Annotated in this window: 15 protein-coding genes and 1 pseudogene; 7 read left to right on the top strand and 9 right to left on the bottom strand. The window is 68.4% G+C overall.

Features of this window, described 5'->3' with window-relative positions; genetic code table 11:
• Window positions 1–102: 102 nt before the first annotated feature.
• Window positions 103–939: pseudogene (locus FHX47_RS02785) on the top strand (SDR family oxidoreductase); the annotation flags it as partial.
• A 22-nt stretch (window positions 940–961) separates the two neighbouring features.
• On the opposite strand, the gene FHX47_RS02780 reads toward FHX47_RS02785, so the two are convergent.
• The 3 genes from FHX47_RS02780 to FHX47_RS02770 are packed head-to-tail and all read right to left on the bottom strand — an operon-like array spanning window position 962 to window position 4,889.
• Window positions 962–1,942, bottom strand: a complete 981-nt coding sequence (locus FHX47_RS02780) for a M48 family metalloprotease (protein WP_183357341.1) — start codon at window positions 1,940–1,942, stop codon at window positions 962–964.
• 34 nt (window positions 1,943–1,976) lie between these two features.
• Window positions 1,977–2,318, bottom strand: a complete 342-nt coding sequence (locus tag FHX47_RS02775) for a BlaI/MecI/CopY family transcriptional regulator (protein WP_183357340.1) — start codon at window positions 2,316–2,318, stop codon at window positions 1,977–1,979.
• Window positions 2,319–2,372: 54 nt separating this feature from the next.
• Entirely contained in the window at window positions 2,373–4,889 is a 2,517-nt protein-coding gene (locus FHX47_RS02770; RefSeq protein WP_183357339.1) for a DNA gyrase/topoisomerase IV subunit A, read from the bottom strand.
• 59 nt (window positions 4,890–4,948) lie between these two features.
• On the opposite strand from FHX47_RS02770, the gene FHX47_RS02765 reads away from it, so the two are divergent.
• Complete coding sequence (locus FHX47_RS02765; protein ID WP_183357338.1) at window positions 4,949–7,684, top strand: bifunctional acetate--CoA ligase family protein/GNAT family N-acetyltransferase; 2,736 nt, start codon at window positions 4,949–4,951, stop codon at window positions 7,682–7,684.
• 38 nt (window positions 7,685–7,722) lie between these two features.
• Here the strand turns inward: FHX47_RS02765 and thiI are convergent, their stop codons facing one another.
• The 4 genes from thiI to FHX47_RS02745 form a co-directional block, all read right to left on the bottom strand.
• Window positions 7,723–9,000: a tRNA uracil 4-sulfurtransferase ThiI gene (gene thiI, locus FHX47_RS02760; protein WP_183357833.1), complete on the bottom strand. Its 1,278-nt coding sequence runs from the start codon at window positions 8,998–9,000 to the stop codon at window positions 7,723–7,725.
• A gap of 122 nt (window positions 9,001–9,122) precedes the next feature.
• Entirely contained in the window at window positions 9,123–10,151 is a 1,029-nt protein-coding gene (locus tag FHX47_RS02755) for an NAD-dependent epimerase/dehydratase family protein (protein WP_183357337.1), read from the bottom strand.
• The gene (locus FHX47_RS02750; RefSeq protein WP_183357336.1) at window positions 10,148–12,898 is read right to left on the bottom strand and encodes an alpha/beta fold hydrolase; all 2,751 of its coding nucleotides are present in this window, start codon (window positions 12,896–12,898) and stop codon (window positions 10,148–10,150) included. Before FHX47_RS02750 ends, FHX47_RS02755 begins: the two co-directional genes overlap by 4 nt.
• Window positions 12,892–13,935 carry a 3-oxoacyl-ACP synthase III gene (locus tag FHX47_RS02745; RefSeq protein ID WP_183357335.1) on the bottom strand — a complete coding sequence of 348 codons (1,044 nt, stop codon included), beginning with the start codon at window positions 13,933–13,935 and terminating at the stop codon, window positions 12,892–12,894. Before FHX47_RS02745 ends, FHX47_RS02750 begins: the two co-directional genes overlap by 7 nt.
• A 63-nt stretch (window positions 13,936–13,998) precedes the next feature.
• Between FHX47_RS02745 and FHX47_RS02740 the strand changes: the two genes are divergently transcribed.
• Both FHX47_RS02740 and FHX47_RS02735 read left to right on the top strand, forming a co-directional pair.
• Window positions 13,999–14,595, top strand: coding sequence for a DUF5998 family protein (locus tag FHX47_RS02740; RefSeq protein WP_183357334.1), 597 nt, complete (start codon window positions 13,999–14,001; stop codon window positions 14,593–14,595).
• A gap of 52 nt (window positions 14,596–14,647) precedes the next feature.
• Complete coding sequence (locus FHX47_RS02735) at window positions 14,648–15,799, top strand: alkaline phosphatase family protein (RefSeq protein WP_183357333.1); 1,152 nt, start codon at window positions 14,648–14,650, stop codon at window positions 15,797–15,799.
• A gap of 68 nt (window positions 15,800–15,867) precedes the next feature.
• On the opposite strand, the gene sepH is transcribed toward FHX47_RS02735, so the two are convergent.
• Window positions 15,868–17,097, bottom strand: coding sequence for a septation protein SepH (gene sepH, locus FHX47_RS02730; protein ID WP_183357332.1), 1,230 nt, complete (start codon window positions 17,095–17,097; stop codon window positions 15,868–15,870).
• Between the two features lie 248 nt (window positions 17,098–17,345).
• Between sepH and FHX47_RS02725 the strand changes: the two genes are divergently transcribed.
• Window positions 17,346–17,645, top strand: a complete 300-nt coding sequence (locus FHX47_RS02725) for a DUF4193 domain-containing protein (protein WP_183357331.1) — start codon at window positions 17,346–17,348, stop codon at window positions 17,643–17,645.
• A 36-nt stretch (window positions 17,646–17,681) separates the two neighbouring features.
• On the opposite strand, the gene FHX47_RS02720 is transcribed toward FHX47_RS02725, so the two are convergent.
• Entirely contained in the window at window positions 17,682–18,182 is a 501-nt protein-coding gene (locus tag FHX47_RS02720; RefSeq protein ID WP_183357330.1) for a DUF3093 domain-containing protein, read from the bottom strand.
• A gap of 78 nt (window positions 18,183–18,260) precedes the next feature.
• On the opposite strand from FHX47_RS02720, the gene dut reads away from it, so the two are divergent.
• Both dut and FHX47_RS02710 read left to right on the top strand, forming a co-directional pair.
• Complete coding sequence (dut, locus tag FHX47_RS02715) at window positions 18,261–18,713, top strand: dUTP diphosphatase (RefSeq protein ID WP_183357329.1); 453 nt, start codon at window positions 18,261–18,263, stop codon at window positions 18,711–18,713.
• 63 nt (window positions 18,714–18,776) lie between these two features.
• Entirely contained in the window at window positions 18,777–19,670 is an 894-nt protein-coding gene (locus FHX47_RS02710; RefSeq protein WP_246327900.1) for a DUF3710 domain-containing protein, read from the top strand.

The raw sequence follows: 19,670 nt of genomic DNA, 5'->3' as shown, positions 1-19,670 counted from the left end.
CACTGCCCCGACCGAGGAGCCAGGGTCGCCGCTCTTGTCGGCTTCCGCAGCCCACCATAGAGTCGGGACCATGAATGCCGACTCCGCCGATCCTCAGTTCCCCCGCAGCAGGACCAGCCTGAACCCGGCCTTGATGTGAGAACTGAGCCAGTCCCAGACATCGGGATTGACTCCTACCGCGGGCTGGGCCGCCTGCAGGGCCGCAAGGCTCTGGTGACCGGCGGCGATTCGGGCATCGGTGCCGCCGTTGCCATCGCCTTCGCCCGCGAAGGCGCCGATGTGGCCATCGCGTACCTGCCTGCCGAAGACACCGACGCCGAACGGGTGCTCAGAGCCGTCGAGGAGGCCGGCCGCACTGGAATCGCCCTGCCCGGAGACCTGATGGACCAGCAGTATCGCGCCAGCGTAGTCGATTCGGCCGCAGAGCAGCTGGGCGGTCTAGATATTCTGGTCAACAACGCCGGCAAGCAGGTGGTCAACAGTTCGCTGGAGGAACTGAGCGACCAGCAGGTGAACGACGCCTTCCAGATCAACATCACATCGATGTACACGCTCAGCCGTGCGGCGCTGAAACACATGGGGCCAGGTTCAACGATTGTGAATTCGACGTCGGTCCAGGCCTATGAGCCCAACCCGATGCTGCTGGACTACGCGGCCACCAAAGCTGCGATCAACAACTTCACCAAGGGCTTGGCCCAGTCACTGGCTCCGCGCGGAATCCGGGTCAACGCCGTGGCCCCGGGCCCCATATGGACGGTCATCCAGCCCAGCGATGGTCAGCCCAAGCAGGCACTGCCGAAGTTTGGCCACAACACCCCGTTGGGCCGAGCCGGGCAGCCGGTGGAGATGGCCCCGGCCTACGTTTTCCTCGCCTCAACCGAGTCGAGCTTCGTCGTCGGCGAAACCCTCAATGCCAATGGCGGCACCCCCACCCCGTAATCACGCCAGCGGCATTGGGCCCTCAGGACCAGAGCAGCAGCAAGACTGTCGGCACGGCCAGCAGAGCCGCTGATGCCGCCGCTGCAGCTGCGATCGCCGGCCTGGCGAGGGGCTCTGGCGGGATCAGCAGCCGCTGCAGCCGGGCACCGGTGATGTGGGTGGTGTGGGTGCCGGCGGCTTGGGACGGCTGGTGCTCTGTCTCGGACTCCGGCGAACTCAGCGCCAGCGCCCGCAGCAGGTCCTCGCGCGAGTGGTGGCTCAGGGCGCCGTCGTCGGCGAGCATCTCGGTCAGCTCCAGCACCGCATCACGCCCGTACCGTGTGGTCGGCAGCCACGGCAGGGCCCGGTACCAGGATTCGAAGGCCACCGTCAGCAGGTGGTGACGCTGAGCCAGGTGCGTGTTCTCATGCGCGACGACGGCGGCAACCTCATCCCCGGTGAGCTGCTCCAGCAGACCCCTGGACAGCACGGTGACTGACCGCGCATTGGTGCGGCCGGGCAGGCAGTAGGCCAGGGGAGCCTCAGACTCGATGACATGCGCCTCATGGTGGCCCCGCCCCGCGTGCAGCGCCGGGTTCTTCTCGGCCTGCAGCGGGGTGGAGAGCAGATCAACCAGCTGGCGGTGCCGCCGCCGGGCGCTGCGAACCCGCAGGTAGGTGCGGATCAGCGTCAGCAGCAGATGTCCGCCCAGCAGCAGACCCAGACAGAGCGCAAAGATGTGAACCGGGTGCACTTCAAGATCACCCAGAGCGGCATAGTCCTCCGCCGCCGCCAGCATGAACGCCCTGGTCACCGCTTCCGGCAGCGACGCGCCGAACGGAGACAGTCCAAAGGCGATCGGCGCGCCGACCAGGGAGAGCCCCCCGGCCAGCGCGATCGCCTGCCAGACCAGCATGGCGGCCCGGGGCGAGCGTGCGCTGAAGCGTGCTCGGTGCAGCAGCTTGGGCACGGGCACGGCCAGAACGGCGGCCAACAGAGCCAGAAACAGGGCGATAGGTTCCACTGGCGCACCAGTCTACGCCGCTGCGGGCTGGTCGCTACCGGGAGAGGATCCTGCGCAGGGAAGCGGCCTCAGACTCGGAGACGCCGCCGATGAACCGGGCCAGCACGGCCTCCCGGTCCGAGGCGGTGCCCAACACCTCATTGAGCATCTCCACCGTGTGCTCCTCGCGGGAGGCAATGGCAGCGTAGCGGTGGGGCCGGGTGGTGCGCTCACGCTGCACTAAGTTCTTCTTCTCCAGGCGGGAGAGCACAGTCAGCACCGTGGTGACAGCCAGATCCTCCTCCAACTGGTCACAGACTTCATTGGCGCTCAAACGCTGCCCTGAGTCCCACAGCAGGGTCATGACGGAACGCTCCAGTTCGCCGAGGCTGGCCATGGGGTTCTCCTTTCACCGGTGCACCACCAGAATACGCCGCAGCGCCCGATTTTTCTACACGCTGTAGAAGTGTTTCGCCAGCGCCTCCGGACTGGAGGACACGGCGTCGATCGCCTGCTCCAGCGGAACCCCTGTCCCGTCACGTCGGCCCATCTCCACCGGCAGGGTCCGCGCCACCCCGCTTCTGGCGGCAGCCATCGCCGGAGACATGGCGGCAGCGCCCAGGGTCAGGTGGTCCTCGCCGCGCAGGAACCGGTGAGCACGCACACCTCCGGTCGCCCGTCCCTTGGCCGGGAACTCATGGAGTGCGGTGACTTTGACGCTCTGGGCGCCCAGACCATCCAGGGTCCCTCCGCCGGCGGCACAGGTGACTACCACCGCCGCGTCTTCGGCAGCATCGGCGGCAATGACGTTGAAGCCGATGACCGTGTCCCCGGCGCCGAGCTTCATGCCCGCCACACCCGTACCGGTCCGACCCTGGGGCCGCACCAGGGACGCGTCACAGCGCAGCAGCTGGGCTCCGGAGGAGATGAAGATCAGCTGATCCTCCTCGGCTGCGGAGACGGCAGCACCGACGACGACGTCGCCGTCCTTCAGCCCCATGACCTCCCACTCATCTCGGTTGAGCGGATAGTCGGGGTTGACCCGCTTCACCCGGCCAGCGGCGGTGCCCAAGGCGATCACCGCGTCCAGCGGCACGAAGCCCAGCAGCTCTTCACCGCGGCCCAGCGCCAGGAAGTCCTTCACCTTGGCGCCCTGATTGAGGTTGAGGGTGCCGCCGGCAATCTCCAGCGTGGGCATATCCACCACCGGCACGCGGATCATCCGTCCCGCCGAGGTCACCGCCCCCACTTCGCCACGGGCAGTAGTGGCCACCAGGGAGCGCAGCACATCGTGTTTGCGGCGACGGCCCGGGTGCACCAGCTGGGACCGGTCGGTGGTGCGCGCCAGCATCCCGGAGGCCGAGAGCACCGCCCAGCAGGCGGAGTCGGGGATCTGCAGCGAGCCTGCGGCGTCGTCGTCCTGCTTCTCAACCGGGGCGGCACGCAGAGGTTCAGCCTCGGCGTCGACCAGTTCGGTGCGCCGCTGCTGGCCGTAGGACTCGGCCACCTCGGCCAGCTCGTCGGAGACCGTCTTGCGCAGCAGCTGCTCGGACTCCAGGATGGCGGTGAGCTGGCTGATCTCATCCTCCAGGCGCTGCTTCTCATCCTCCAGCTCGATCGTGGAGAAGCGGGTCAGCTGCCGCAGCCGCAGCTCCAGAATGTGATCGGCCTGGGGGTGGCTGAGATCGAACACCGTCATCAGCCGTTTCCGGGCGGTGCCGGTGTCCTCCGCCGCGCGGATGATCTGGATGACCTCGTCGATGTCGACGATGGCGATGAGCAGACCCTCCACCAGGTGGAGCCGGTCTTTGCGCCTGCCCAACCGGTGGGCGGTGCGGCGGCGGACCACATTGATGCGGTGATCGACGTAGACCTGCAGCAGCTGCAGCAGGCCCATCGTATGGGGCTGTCCGTCCACCAGGGCCACGTTGTTGATCGCGAAGCTGGTCTCCAGCGGGGTGTGCTTATAGAGCTGGGCGAGCACCGCCTGCGGGTTGAACCCCGCCTTGAGCTCGATGACCATGCGGGTGCCGTGTGTGCGGTCGGTCAGATCCAGCACATCCGAGACGCCGACGAGCTTCTTGGACTGAACGGCGTCCTTGGCCTTCTCGATGACCGACTCCGGCCCGATCATATACGGCAGCTCGGTGACCACGATCCCGGTCCTGCGCGCCGAGACCTGCTCGATGCTGACCTTCGCGCGCGTCTTGAACCGGCCCCGGCCGGTGCGGTAGGCCTCCCGGACGCCGTCGAGCCCCACAATCCGTCCCCCACCGGGAAGGTCGGGACCCGGGATGTGGACCATCAGGTCCTCCAGGCTGGCGTCCGGGTGCAGGATCAGGTGCTGGGCGCCGGCGATGACCTCGCCGATGTTGTGCGGGGCCATATTGGTGGCCATACCCACCGCAATGCCTGAGGTGCCGTTGACCAGCAGATTGGGGAAGGCGGCCGGCAGCACGCTGGGCTGGGTGAACTGGTTGTCGTAGTTGGGCTCAAAGTCGACCACGTCCTCATCGAGGTCAGCGGTCATCGCGATCGCCGCCGGCGCCATCTTCGCCTCGGTGTAGCGGGCGGCGGCCGGGCCGTCGTCCAGTGAGCCGAAGTTTCCGTGCCCGTCCACCAGCGGCAGGCGCAGCGACCAGGACTGCGCCAGGCGCACCAGGGCGTCGTAGATCGCGGAGTCTCCGTGCGGGTGCAGCTTGCCCATCACTTCGCCCACCACCCGGGCCGACTTCACATGGCCCTTCTCCGGGCGCAGCCCCATTTGGGCCATCATGTAGAGGATCCGGCGCTGCACCGGCTTCAGCCCGTCGCGGGCATCGGGCAGCGCCCGCGAGTAGATGACCGAATAGGCATACTCCAGGAAGGAGGTCTCCATCTCCGAGGAGACATCGATATCCATGATGTTGGTCTCAGGAGTCACCGGGGCAGTGGTGGAGCCATGGTGAGCGGCGGGTCGGCGGGCCATAGAAGAGAAAACGGTCCTTGTCTCGTGCAGTGGTCACAGATGTGGTTAGTCTTGATCCTATGGGTGACCACGCACAAGTCAGCGGATATCCGTCCCATTGGGAGGCCGATGTCGTGCTTCGCGACGGCGCAGCCGCCCATCTGAGACCGGTGTCTCCCGAGGACGCCGACCGGATGGCGCGCATGCATGCCGCACAGTCGGACTCCTCCATCTACCTGCGATATTTTACGTTCAAGTCCACCCTCACCGACAAAGAGCTGCGGCGGTTCACCCAGGTCGACCACGTTGATCGGGTCTCCCTAGTGGTGCTGCTGGATGAGGAGATCATCGGGGTGGGCGGCTACGACCGGATCGACGGCGCCGAAGCCGAGGTCTCCTTCAACATCTCTGACGCCCATCAGGGCCGCGGCATCGGTTCGATCCTGCTGGAGCACCTGGCAGCCGCCGGCCGGGAGCACGGTCTGGAGGAGTTCTCCGCAGAGGTGCTGCCGGAGAACCGCAAGATGCTCGCCGTCTTCTCCGAGGCTGGCTATGCGGTCCAGCGCCGGTTCGAGGACGGGGTGGCGCTGCTGAGCTTCTCCATCGACCCCACCGACCGGTCCCGGGCGGTCATGGAGTCCCGGGAGCACCGCGCGGAGTCCCGCAGCGTCGGCGAGCTGCTGGCGCCTGAGCATATCGCCGTGATCGGCGCCTCACGCGAGTACGGGTCGGTGGGCTACCACCTGCTGCACAACATCGTGGAGGGCATGTTCACCGGGGCGGTGCACTCGGTCAATCCCCAGGCTCTGGAGATCGGCGGCGCCCTGGCCTACGAGTCCCTGGAAGAGATCAAGCACGACGTCGACCTGGCCGTGGTCTGTGTGCCCGCTGAGCAGCTTGAGGAGGTAGTGGCCGACTGTGGCCGCAACGGCGTCAAGGGGCTGCTGCTGATCACTGACGGGGTGCCCACCGGTAATCGTGCCGAGCGCGGGCGTCACGGGGTGCTGGACCAGCGTGAGCTGGTCCAGCTGGCCCGCCGCTGGGGCATGCGGCTCATCGGACCGGCCTCAGTGGGCCTGATCAACACTGACGCCGACGTCTCGCTCAACGCCTCGCTGTCTCCGACGATGCCGATCCCAGGTCGGGTGGCGCTGTTCACCCAGTCCGCCTCCATCGGCGTCTCCCTGTACGCGCAGGCCCACCGGCGCCAGCTGGGCCTCTCTGCGGCCATCTCGGCCGGAAATCGGGCCGATCTCTCCGGCAATGACGCCATGCAGTACTTCGAAGACCACGACCCCACCGGGGCAGTGGGCATCTATCTGGAGTCCTTCGGCAACCCGCGCAAGTTTTCCCGTATCGCCCGGCGGCTGGCCCTGACCAAGCCCGTGGTGGTCGCCACCGGAGATCTCACCGGCCACCGGCTGCCCCCGGGTCACCAGGTGCGCACCTCCCGGGCGCCGCAGGGTGCGGTGGACGCGATGCTGGACAACTCCGGGGTGATCAAAGTCGGCAACCACGACTCCCTGATGGATGTGCTGCAGGTGCTCGCCACCCAGCCGCTGCCGGCCGGGGATAACGTGGGGGTGCTCTCCAACTCCGGTTCCATGGGGCGGCTGCTGGCCGATGCCGCGGAGTCCTACGGGCTCAGCGCCACGACGGTCATCGGTGACCTGGACTTAGAAGGCACCCGGGCCGCTGCCGAGCAGAACCTGCGCACCCAGCTTGCCGCGCTGTTCGAAGACGACAGCGTCGATGCTGTGGCAATCTGCCTGCAGCCCACGGTGACCGGTCACCACCACAACTTCTTCCGCGCCATCTCCCAGACCGGGGCCGAATACGCCAAACCCATGGTGATGTCGCTGATCGGGACCCTGGACACCGATGTGGCGCTGAACCGCATCGGCGACGCCGGACCCGTGCTGGAGGCCTCGGCCCTGCAGCAGGGAGTGCCCGTGTTCTCCTCGCCGGCCCGGTCAGTCTCCGCGCTGGCCAAGACCGCCCGCTACCAGCGGTGGCGCGCCCAGGGGGTGGGCGCCAGCTACGTCCCGCAGGGCCTGGAGGGCACCCAGGTATCCCGGCAGGCCGATGCGCTGCTGAACGAATGGTTGACCAGAGTCGACGGCGCCTCCGAGGGCCGACTCTCCCAGCAGCAGACCACGCAGCTGCTGGACCTCTACGGGCTGAATGTGTATCCCTCCATCGGTTTCGACACCATCGACGACGCCGTCCAGGCGGCCCAACGCGTGGGGTATCCGGTGGCGGTGAAGTCCACCAACGCGTATCTGCGTCACCGGCTGGACCTGGGCGGGGTGCAGCTGAACATCGATTCGGAGTCCATGCTGCGCCGCGTGATCGAGGATATGCGTCGCCAGCACGCCAAGTACGGCAGCCCCGGACTGGAAATCCAGGCGATGGGCCCCACGGGACAGGGCTGCATTGTGCGCGCCATCGAAGACCCGCTGATGGGCCCGGTGCTCTCCTTCGGCCTCTCCGGAGACGCCGTGGACCTGCTCGATGACTGGGGGCACGCCGTGCCGCCGCTGACCGACCAGGACGTCAAACGGCTGGTCAGCACCCCCAAGGCGGCGCAGAAGCTCTTCGGCTACCGAGGCATCCCCGCCGTGGACGCAGCGGCCCTGGAGGAGACGGTGCAGCGGGTGGCGATGCTGAAGGACAACCACCCGCAGGTCGCCAATCTGCAGCTCAGCCCGCTGCTCGCCTCGCCGGAGGGAATCAGCATCCTGCACGCCAGTGTGGACATCGCCAACCCCGAACAGCGCACAGACTCCGCACGCCGGGCCATCTCACGGTACTGAGTTCCGCGCCCGTTCCGGTTCTCCCAGCAGTATTCGGATCACCCAGCCTGAGGAGACGCAGTTCCTTCACAGCGCTGGGAAGACTGCCGCTGTGACGAGAGCGCTGCAGCGCCCTGGGGGCTCAGCTGAGCACCATCGCCGGCGGTGAAGGAGTACTCCTGCAGGTTGGACACGGTCCCGGTCACCAGCTCCTCGATGCCGGCCCGCGTCTCGACCGTCTGCAGGGTGGCCGCATCGGAGTAGGTCGCCGGCCGGGGAGGAGCCAGCATGGTGCAGCAGTCCTGGTCCGGCAGCATGGATATCTCGGCGGTGCCGATGCGGCGCGCCTCGGCGATGATCTCTTCCTTGTCCCAGCCGATCAGCGGGCGCAGCACCGGCCGTGTGACGGCGTCGTCGACGGTGTGCAGGTTGCTGATCGTTTGGCTGGCCACCTGCCCCAGGCTGTCCCCGGTCACCAACGCATCAGCCTTTTGGCGTCCGGCCAGCTCCTCTGCGATGCGCAGCATCAGCCGACGCTGGGCCACCGTGCGCAGCCCCGGCGCCGACGAGGAGGCCAGGGTGCGCTGTGCGCTGCCGAGCTGGGCCACCCACAGTCGCGAGCGCGGCTGGTACCTGCTGAGCTGACGCACCAGCGCATAGGCCTTATAGATGGAGGAGGGATCGGTGTAGGGCGCCCCGGAGAAGTGCACGAAGTCGCACGCCAGCCCACGCTTCATCATGCGCATCGCCGCAACCGGTGAGTCGAATCCTCCCGAGAGCAGCACCATGGCCCGGCCGCTGGAGCCCACCGGCAGCCCGCCCACCCCACGCAGCCGCTGCACGGAGACGAAGGCGTCGCCGAAGTTGACGTCGACTCTGATGGTCACCTCTGGGTGGCTGAGGTTCACCGGCCAGCCGGTGGCTCGCTGAATCTCGGCCCCCAGGTACCGGTTCAGATCCGCCGAGGTGTGTTCGAAGCGCTTATCGCGGCGCTGCGCAATCACGGCGAAGGCCCGCGGCCGCTGCTGCAGCTCATCGCCGAACCGTTCCCGCAGCTGATCCAGAGCCGCATCCAGGAACGCCTCAGGTGCCTTCTGCGTGCACTTCGCCGGGTCCACGACGTTGATGCCGGGCACCTCAGTCATGCGTTGGGCCAGCTGGGCACTGTGGTCGCTGGGGAAGAGCACAAACATGCCCCCACGAGGCTGAATCGCCACTGACCCGCTCTCCGCAGGCAGCGCTGCGATGATATTGCGGCGCAGCGCTCGGGTGAACAAGGCGCGGTTCTCGCCTTTGAGGAAGGCCTCTCCCAGTTTCACCAATACGCAGTGCTGCATCGTCACAGTCTTTCGCCTTTCCGCCCCTGGTGCCAGCTCTTCCCAGGGGTTTTCAGATATCACAGCCTGAGGAGGCGCAGTTCCTTCACAGCGCTGGGAAGATCGGGCTCAGAGCACTGTTCTCAGAGCACTCCGCCGGTGCGGCGAACGTGGCGACCCAGCTTCTGCAGCCCCTGCTCGATCGATGTCCGCGGACTCCAGTCCAGCACCTCACGGGTGTGCCGCTGGTCGAACCAGTGGGCGGTGGAGAGCTGCTCCGCCAAGAACTTCGTCATCGGAGGCTCGTCCGCGTGGGGCCCGGTGGCCGCCCAGAGCTTCTCAATCGCCAGTCCGGCGGTTTTGGCCACCGCAGCAGGCACGCGCAGTGTGGGCTGCCGGGCCCCTCCGGCCGCCGCGATGCCGGCAATCAGCTCCCCGATGGGGCGGGGCTCACCGTTGGTGACCATCAGTCTGCGGCCGGACAACGGCTGCTCGGCGGCGATGATGGGCAGCTGGCGCAGCCCGGCGACGAACGCGTCCACCGCGTTGTCGATGAACAGCGTGTCCACCAGCGGCGCCCCGGTCCCCAGGATGGGCAGCCGTCCGGACCGGGCGCGGTCGATGATGCGTTTGGTCAGCTGCCCGTCGCCGGGGCCCCACACCAGGTGCGGACGCATAATGAGCACATTGGTGCCCGCCGAGCCGCGCGTCTGCGCAATGAGCTCGGCTTCGGCCTTGGTCCGCGCATAGTGGCCCTCCGCGCGCTGGGGATCGGCCGGACCGGCCGAGGCCCCCACCAGGGAGGAACCCGCATGCGCCACGGAGGGCGATGACACATAGAGGACGTTCTCCACCCCAGCGCCCCAGGCGGCGTCGAAGAGCTGCTCGGTGCCCACAATGTTGATCCGCTCGAAGTCTTCCCGCCGTCCGGACACCGACACCTTGGCGGCCATGTGCAGGATCGCGTCCTGGCCCGCTACCGCACGCTCCACGGCCTGCGGGTCGGTCAGCGAGCCGCGCACCTCATGCACGGTGTCCAGGCCCGAGGAGCTGCGCTGGAAGGTGGTGACGGTGTATCCCAGATCGGCCAGTCGGGCTGCCACACTGCGGCCCAGCAGTCCGGAGGCGCCGGTGACCAGCACGCGGGCGGGGGGAAGGATCTCTTGGCTCATGGGGCGGACACCTTCTGCCCGGCCAGCACCTGTTCGGCCCAGGCGGCCAGCGCGGTGCGCTCAATCTTGGAGTTGTGCCGAATGTCGGTCGGCAGCCGCTCCACCACCAGCACCGCAGAGACCGCCGCCTGCCTCGATGCTGCGCGCACCGCTCGGCTGACCTCAGGTTGGGCCAGGGGAGAGGAGCCCAGGCTGAGCCGCTGCCCCGGTGCGGGCTCGACGACGACGACGATCGCCTGAGTGCCCGCCGGGCCGACGCCCACTGCGGCGCTGCGGGCGACCGCATCCAGGGCGTCCACCGGAGTCTCCACCACACCGGGGCCCACCGGGCCCTCGGCGGTGGTGATCACATGCTGCAGCCGGCCCTGAATCCACACTCGTCCGGCCTCGTCGATATGACCGACGTCGCCGGTGCGGTGCCAGAGCAGATCGTCCTTCTCGTCGCGACGCGACTGCCGGTCGGTCAGCCAGAGCCGGTCGTAGCCGGCCTTGAGGTGGGCCGCTGAGACCACCAGCTCGCTCAGTGTTCCCTGCGCCCGCTCGGGGTCCAGCAGCTGCTGGGCCGGCCGGCCGAGTCCGTCCAGCGGGGCCAGTGCGAAGCGCACCCCGGCCACGGCCCGGCCCACACAGACACCGGGCTGGCCGGTGGCCATGGCGCGGTGGACCTCTTTGCGCTCAATATCGGCCTGCAGCAGGCCCTCAGTCATGCCGTAGGGCGTGTGGATCTCTGCCTGCGGGAACAGCTGGGCCACCTGGTCCAGCAGGTCCGGATGCACCGGCGCGCCGGCGGAGAGCACCAGACGTATCCTGCCCAGTGCGGTCCGCTGCTGCTCAGTCAGCTCCGCCGAGGTGGCCACCACGTTGCGCAGGGCCGCCGGGGAGCCGAAGAACATGGTCGCCTCACCGGTCAGCGCAGCCTCAGCCACGGCCCGTGCGGTCAGTGTGGCGGGTTTGGTCACCGACATATCGGCAGTGACTGAGGTCGCCCCGATGGCAGGGCCCAGCAGGGCGAACGGGGCGAAGCCGGCGATGAGCGAGGATCCGGGCTTCACCTGAAGGTGGTGGCGGAGCAGTGCCACCAGGGCTCCCAGCCGCTGGTGGGTGTAGATCACGCCCTTTGCCGGTCCGGTGGATCCGGAGGTGAACAGAATCGCCGCCGGATCATCGGCCTCCGGGTGCGCCAGCTCCTTCAGCGCAGGGGTCTCGTCGCCGCGCAGCAGCCGCTGCACCGAGGCGACGGTGCCCAGTGCGCGGGCTGCCCGCGGTGAGAGCGGGTCCATGCTGATCCGGGTGCCGGGCCAGCCCATGGCCCGGGCCAGGACCAGACCGGGCCGCTGACCGATGACCCAGTTGGGCCGAGCGCTGCGCACCGCGCGGGTCATGCCCCTGATGCCCAGGCCGGCGTCGGCGACGACGGCGACCGCCCCCAACCGCAGGCACGCGTAGAGGACCACGGTCAGCGAGTTTCCGGGCTGGACCAACAGGCTCACCCGGTGTCCGCGCCGGACTCCGAGCCGGTGCAGCCCGGCGGCGAGCGTGTCCACCTGGGTGTTCAGCTGCTGCCAGCTCAGAGTCGCGCCTTCCGGGCCTGCGGTCATATCGACCACTGCGGGGGAGTCGCGGCGCCAGGAGAGGCTCATCGCCTCCAGCTGCTCGTGCAGCCGGGTGGGGGGCTCCGCCGGCGGCGGGGAGGTCCCGTCCGGGGGCCCGGTCATGCCGAACTGGTCCTGAAGCCAGGTGAAGAGCACCTCAGCGATGTCCCGGTCCTCGGAGACCAGGTGGCCGGCCCCTTCGAAGCGGTGCAGATCCGCGTGGGGCACCCGCTCCAGCAGGTCGTTGAGGTAGCGGTCGCGGAAGACCGGGTCCTTGGGGCCCCAGACCAGCAGGGTCGGCTTCTCCCACTGCTGCAGGCCCGAGGAGGCCCGCTCCAGGGCCTCGCGGGAGGGGTGCTCAGCCGCTGCGGGGATATCGGCGACGAAGCCGCCGATGCCTCCGCGGCCCAGCCGAGAGACGTAGGGGGCACGGTAAGCGGCCGCCACCTCCGGCTCCAGGCCGCCCTCGGCCAGGGAGAGCGTCACGCGCAGGAAAGCGTCGGTGAGCACAGTGGAGCCGGCCAGCACCCCAGGGGTCATGGCGGCCCGCAGCGCGGTGGGCACCGGTTCGGCGTGCGGATGATCAACGGCCGTGTTGAGGCTCATCGCAGCCTGGACCAGGTTGCGGTGGCGCACCGCCCACGCCAGCGAGATGACTCCGCCCCAGTCGTGGCCGAGGGTCACCAGGGGCTTGTCGATCTCGACGTCAAGGGCGTCCATGAGACCGTCCAGGTCATTGAGCCGCTGCTCCATGCCCCGATAGCTGGTGGCGTGCGGCCCGGGCGGATCCGGGTGGGCCAGCCGCTCGGAGAAGCCCATGTCCAGCTGGTCCGGTGCGATGACCCGCCAGGCCTGGCCGGGCCGGGCCTGCTCCACGGAGGAGCGCAGCACGTGGCGCCACATATAGGACCAGGTGGGGTTTCCGTGCAGCGCGAGGATGGTGCCGGTGGGGGTGATCCCCCGGGCCTGCAGGGCCGGGCCGGTGTCCAGCACGTGAAAGCCGCGGTCGCCGTCGTCGGTGCGGGCGCTCACCAGCTGCGACCACTCAGGGTCCAGGCCGGGCAGCGGGGTGTGCCGCAGAGCTGCGAAGGGCGAGCGGGCCGCGGCTGCGGGGATCGGCTTCCAGAGGGTCAGCGGCGAGGGCCAGCTCACCATTGGATCTCCACCATGGCAGTGTTGAGCCCCGATCCCACGCCCATGCACAGCACCCGGGACCCGCGATCGAGCTTGGGCGCCTCCCGGGCGAGGGTGATGGGCAGCGATGCCGGGCCCACGTTGCCCAGTTCGGGGTAGGTGACCGGCACCCGCTTCTTGTCCAGCTTGGCGGCTTTGATGATGGATGAGGTGTGCAGGGAGGACACCTGGTGGGTGACGTAGGAGTCCATCTGCTGCCATTCGAAGTGCTCCTTGGCGTCCTTCCACGCGTCCATGACCAGTTCGAGTCCGCCTTCGAGCAGACCGCGCGCGTCGGTGAACATGCCGTTGTGGTCGCCTACGCACAGGTTGTGGTGCTGGGTGGCCGCCCGGGTGACCCCGCCGATGATGCGGTGACCCTCGGGGTGGTCATCGGCCGGGCCGATCACGGCAGCAGCGGCCCCGCACCCCAGGGTCAGCGAGGCGAACTCGCTCATAAAGTCGTCGCGGGAGACCTCCTGCTCCAGGGAGTTGATCCGCTCCACCGTCGCCTCCTGAACCCACCGTGGGTCCTCGCCGTTGACGATGAGCACATACTTCACCTGGCCGGCGTCGATCAGTGAGCTGGCCAGGGTCATGGCGTTGACGAAGCCCAGGCAGGCGTTGGTGATGTCGAAGTTCATCGCCGAGCTGGGCAGCCCCAGGTCGCTGTGCACCCCGACGGCCACCGAGGGCTCCAGGTGCACCCGGGAGACCGAGGTGTTGATCATCATCGACACCTCCGAGCCGTCGATCCCCGCCTGACGCAGGGCCCGCCGCCCGGCTTCGACCGTGGCGGTGCGGACCTCGCCGTCGGCGCTCCAGTTGCGCCGAGCCTTGACGCCGGCGACTCGCTGCAGCAGACCGTGGGGCAGCTTCAGCCGCTTCAGCGCGTCGGCCAGCCGGCCGTCCAGCTCGCGGGAGGTCAGCACCTCCGGAGCCTCCACCTCGGCCACGGACAGCAGCGCGGCATTCTGATGGTGAAAGGTCGAATTTCCCTGAGCTTGGTATTGCGGCACCTGGCCATTATCCAGAATGGAGCGCGTGCAATGCCAATCGGGACCGGGGATACCATGTCATCTATGGGCATATCCACCATCACGCTGAAGGAAGCCATTGACCGCGGCGGCTTCTATCCCTCCCTGGTGCACCACACGGTCACCGAGGCGCTGGACGGCCGCGAGGCTGAGCACCAGATCGTCCACGTGGACACCCACTTCGACATGGAGGAGGTCCACCGGCACATCACCGTGCTGGTCCTGGCCGGTGAGGTGGTCGTCGTCGCGCATCTGGATGATCACCCGGCCGAGCACGACGACGCCGCAGCCGAGGGCAGCGGTGAGGTGGTGGCGCGGATCTCCACCGAGGTGGTGCCGGTCTCGCGCATCCGCTCCCTGATCCTCTCCGAGGTCCACCGGCATCCGGAGCAGTTCCGTGCCGACCGTGCGCTGGCGGAGGTAAGCCTGAACCTCAACTGGACCGGCGGGGCCCGATTCGACTCCATGCCGGCGGACTGCGGCAACCCCGAATGTATGGCCGATCACGGCGACACCGGCACCTGGGTGCCCGAGGACATCACCCTGCGCATCGCCGCCACCGCTGAGGGAGACTCCGCAGTGGATGAGGCGCGCAGCTTTGTGCGCGCGCTTCGCCGGGCCAGCGTCGATCACGCGCGCTGAACCGGTGGGGACGCCTTCCGCCCCCGACTATGACGGGGCGCACCTTCGACACGTGCTCACCTCTGCGGCAGCCGCACTGGGTGTGGGCGGATTCAGCAACCAGCTGAACCTGCCGGAGTCCAGCATCACAGTGGTCATTCTCGCTGACGGGCTGGGGGATCAGAATCTCGCCGGGCACACCGGCCACGCGCGGTTCCTGTCGCGTCCCTGGCGCAGCGCCCAGCAGGGGCGCAGCCTGGACACCGGGGCGCCCACCACCACCGCCGCGTCACTGACGTCATTGGGGACCGGGCTGACGCCGGGGGAGCACGGCATGGTCGGCTACGACGTCTTCGCCCCGCACCTGGGACGGGTGGTCAACATGCTCGGCAGCTGGGACGCCGAGGTGGATCCGATCAGCTGGCAGCCCGAGCCCACGGTGCTGGGCGCCGCAGAGGCCTCCGGGACCGAAGTGCTGACCGTCTCCCGGCCCCAGTTCCGCGACTCGCCGCTGACCCGGGCCGCGCTGCGCGGAGGCCAGTTCGCCGGATCCAGCACCATCGCCGGGCGCTTCGGGCTGGCGGCCGACTGGATCGCCGGCCACCGGCCGCGCACGGCAACTCTGCGCCGGGGGCCGATGCCGAAGCTGCTGGTCTACCTCTACATCGATGAGTTGGACAAGACCGGCCACAACCTCGGCGTCGGCTCAGCGAAATGGGTGACCATGCTGGAGAACGTCGACGCCGCCGCCGCACAGTTCAGTCGGCAGCTGAAGGAGCGCTTCGGCGCCCAGGCCAGCGTGCTGCTCACCGCCGATCACGGCATGATCAATGTGGCCCAGCAGAACCGGATCGATATCAGCGAACGTGCTGACCTGCTGCGCTCGGTGCGGCACACCGGCGGTGAGCCGCGGATGGTGCAGCTCTACACCGAGCCCGGGGCCGCTGAGCAGGTCCGTTCAGTCTGGCAGCAGGAGTTCGGGGACCTGGTGTGGGCGGTGACCGCCGAGGAGGCGCTGGCCGCCGGCTGGTTCGGCCCGGTGCGGGCGGGGGTGCGTCCGCGCATCGGGGACGTGCTGATCGCCGCCCGTCAGGAAGCGGCCATCTTCCACACCGACCGGACCGGGACCCAGCCGCTGTCCATGGTCGGTCAGCACGGATCGCTCACCGAGGCGGAGCGGCGGGTGCCGCTGCTGGAACTGACCGGCCGCGGCTTCGCGGACTGAGGCTGCTCACCTGAGGCTGTCCACCCCGGGCTGCCTTCAGGTCGGGGTGCAGGCGTTCGTGGATGCGCTCAGTCGTCCTTGGTGCCGAAGAGAATGTCGTCCCAGCGCGGCATAGCGGGCCGCCGCGATGAGGAGCGCTTCCGGCGCGGTGGCCTCTCCGCCGTCGGCTGCGCATCATCGCCTGCCCGCTGCGGCTCCTCGGCGGTCGGGGCGGCGTCGTCCTCGCCCGGATCCTCATAGCTGAAGCCCCACGCGTCGGTGCTGCCGGACTCCGCAGCGGGCTGCTCACCCGACTGCTGCGCATCAGCCGACCCAGGGGAGTCCGACTCAGGGGAGTCCGACTCAGGGGAGTCCTGCCCTGGGGCGTCCTGTTCGCGGGAGTCCTGCACAGCCCGCAGGGGAGTCGGTGCGGATTCGGCCGCTGGGTCGTCCTTGGTGAGCAGCGTGGCCAGCTTGTCATCGCCGGACTCGTCGGACCCCAGCCGCTGTCCGCGCCGGGCACGCAGAATATCCAGCAGGTCCTCGTGGTCGGTGCCGTCCTCATCTGCGGATGCCGCCGGCACATCGGCGGACCTCACGCTGCTGCGGGCGGCCATCGTGCGCTGGTCCACGTCGAAGGGCTCCTCCACTGCTTCGAGACGGCGTCCGCTGCCGCGCGCCGAAGAAGCCGGGGGCAGGCTGATGAGCGACTCGGCCCATTTGTTCACCGCACGCACGGCCTTCGATGAGGCGTCGTAGACCCACTCTGCCGGGGGCCGCTGGCCGATCGCCTCCGCATGGGCCTGCGAGCTTTCGGCATCAAAGTCGGCGACGACGGCCCACAGCCCGTCCTCCCGGCGCCACGCGTCCCAGGTCAGCGTGCTCAGCTGCACCCCGATCGCGCGCAGCCGGACCTTGACCATGTCTTCCAACGTGGCCGGCGCGTCGCCGAAGGCCATGCGGTGATTCTCGGCAGTCGAGGCCCGGGCCACCATGGTGTCGCGCGCTCGGGATGCGTAGAACGCCCGCTCGTCGGCCACCGGGCCCGCGTAGCGCAGCACCTGCGCCTCGGAGAGGCCGGAGGCCTCGATCACTTCGGCCACGGTGGCGCCGGTGCGCAGCCGGGCCTGAATTTCGCGTGGAGAGAACGAGGTGGGCTTACCGGCTGCACGCTGCTGAGTGGCTGAGGCGGGGCGGGCCACCGCAGACTTCAGCGCCTGGTCAATGGGCAGGGCGAACTCTGCCCCGGCGTCGTCGGAGAGCAGCAGCTGGGGCTCCTCACCCTCAGCCTGGATCCCCACGATCCGCAGATTCTGCATCGGTGGATTCCTCCCGATTGCCTCAAGCTGGTGTTGTCCTGTGACGCAAACTGTATCGCGGGCAGAGGGTACGTCCACAGGTCGTCTCAACCCGACATAGAAGGATTGCCGCCCCTGCGGACCACCCGCGCCGGCACCCCGATTTGTCAGGGCAGGTCGGATGCGACACAATCTGTGCGACCTTACTCATTATCTGCTGCGCACCAACGCTGACAGATGATGGCAGAACCACCATTGGAGCACCTGTTATGGCAACTGATTACGATGCCCCGCGGAAGAACGAGGAAGATGCCAGCGAAGACTCCATTGAGGAGCTGAAGAACCGCCAGACCAACCGTCAGGCACCGGTGGTCGACGAGGACGAGACGGAGACGGCTGAAGGGTTCGAGCTGCCCGGCGCGGACCTCTCCGACGAGGAGCTGCAGGTCCGGGTGCTTCCCGCCCAATCAGACGAGTTCACCTGCGCCTCCTGCTTCCTGGTGCGGCACCGCTCCCAAGTGGCCCGCGAAGAGGGCGGACAGCTCTTCTGCACCGACTGCGAGGGCTGACTCACCCCTGACCGGCTTCACCAGCTGGGGGCTGCACTAGTTCTGGCTGATGGAGACGCCGGCCTCGTGCACCGGCTCCTGTGATCCCAGGGCCGCCAGCAGCGTCTGCGGGTGGCGGGTGGAGAACAGCCAATAGGGGGTGGGGTCCTGCGGGTCGCTGACCTCCACGGTGATCACCGCATCGATCCACCCCCGGATGCACTGGTAGCTGCGTGCGTCGAATCCCGGGCCCAGCTGCTCGCGGGCCGCGTCGCCGCGATGAGCCGCCGCACGGCCCAGATCCTGATGCGCGATGCGCGCCCGGCCGACTCGCAGCTCCTCATCGCTGACCTCAACGGTGGGGGTGGTCGCCAGCAGGGCGGCAACGCACAGCGCGATCCCGACCACCAGGGCAATCACGCCGTAGAGGACACCGACCGGGAAGAACGCGATGGAGACCGAGGCGCCGATGCCCACGGCGACCACCCACAGCCACCAGCCCGGCCACAGCTTCTCCCGGTAGCGAAGGCCCGGGCGCAGAGAGTCGTCAGAGTTCATACTCTCTATGATCGCACGGCTCACCGGGTACCTGCAGGCGAGCGCGGCCACCCAGGCTGACTCTGTAGACTCGGTGGTGTGCACAGAATCCACCTCCCGGTCCAGCAGCTGGACCCTGAGCTGCCGCTTCCGCGGTACGCCCACCACGACGACGCCGGCGCCGACCTGCTCTGCGCTGAGAATCTGACCCTGCAGCCGGGGGAGCGCCGTCTGGTGCCCACTGGTCTGGCGGTCGCCATCCCCGAAGGATGGGTGGGGCTGGTCCACCCGCGCAGCGGTCTGGCCGTCAAGCACGGTGTCACCGTGGGCAACGCTCCCGGCACGATTGACCCGGGGTACCGCGGGGAGGTCAAAGTGCTGCTGGTCAATACCGACCGTACCGAAGCCGTCACTTTCAGCAGGGGGGACCGGATCGCTCAGCTGCTGCTGCAGGAAGTGGCCCAGGCTGAGTTCAGCCCCGTCGATGAGCTCCCCGAGACGGTCCGCGGAGCAGGCGGCTTCGGCTCCAGCGGAGTCAAGACCTCCGCCTGAACAGAATTCCTACGCTGAGCAACCGCCGCTGACGCAGAGGGTCACCGGCAGAGAAGGAGAGGCATGCTCTTCGGAAAGAAGAAGAAGGACCAGGCCAAGCGCCCCTCCACCATCAGAGAGGCGATGGCCGAGGAGTCCGAGGATCAGGTGGAGATCACCGAGGCCGAGGCGGGCCAGAACGACGACGCCGTCGTCGCCTCCGAGGATGCCGCTGGGGAGGACGTCCCCGCGGCCCAGGATTCCGCCGAGGAGCCGGCAGCTCCTGAGACCACTCCGCAGGACGTCAGCGAGATCACCTCCAAGAAGGGCTACGTCGACTTCGGTGCCCTGCTGGTCCCGGCCGCCAAGGACCAGAAGGTCCGGCTGGACATTGATCAGAAGTCCAAGCGTGTGGTGTCGCTGACCATTGCCGTGGGAGCGTCCAGCATTCAGCTGCAGGCCTTCTCCGCACCCAAATCCGGCGGCATCTGGCAGGACGTGCGCCAACAGATCGAAGAGTCGGTGGTCAAGCAGAAGGGCCGGGTCAAACAGGTCGACGGGCCCTTCGGCCGGGAGCTTCATGCCCGGGTGCCCACTGTGCTGAAGGACGGGCGCAAAGGCTGGCGTGCCGCCCGGTTCATCGGCTTCGAAGGCAGCCGCTGGTTCCTGCGCGGGGTCATCGGTGGACGCGGCGCCATCGACCGTCAGGCCGCCCAGGGAGTTGAGGAGCTGTTCTCCAAGCTGGTGGTGGTCCGCGGCGATGAGCCGCTGCCTCCGCGTGAGCTGCTGAAGCTCAGCCCCCCGGCAGGGGCAAAACGAGTGGTGGCCCCACGGCGCAGTCCCCAGAGTGCCCAAGGCAGCGCCCAGAGCACCCAAGCCGGTTCCGGCGCCTCCACCCAGCAGACGACGGGGTCGAACCGGACCAGCAATCGAACCAACGGGGTGCCGCAGCAGGCGCAGGGCCCGGGGCAGCAGTAG

It is taken from the genome of Garicola koreensis (assembly GCF_014195445.1).
Taxonomy (GTDB): Bacteria; Actinomycetota; Actinomycetes; order Actinomycetales; family Micrococcaceae; genus Nesterenkonia; species Nesterenkonia koreensis.
The sequence above is the reverse complement of the archived record's forward strand: the minus strand, read 5'-3'. Positions and strand labels throughout refer to the sequence as shown.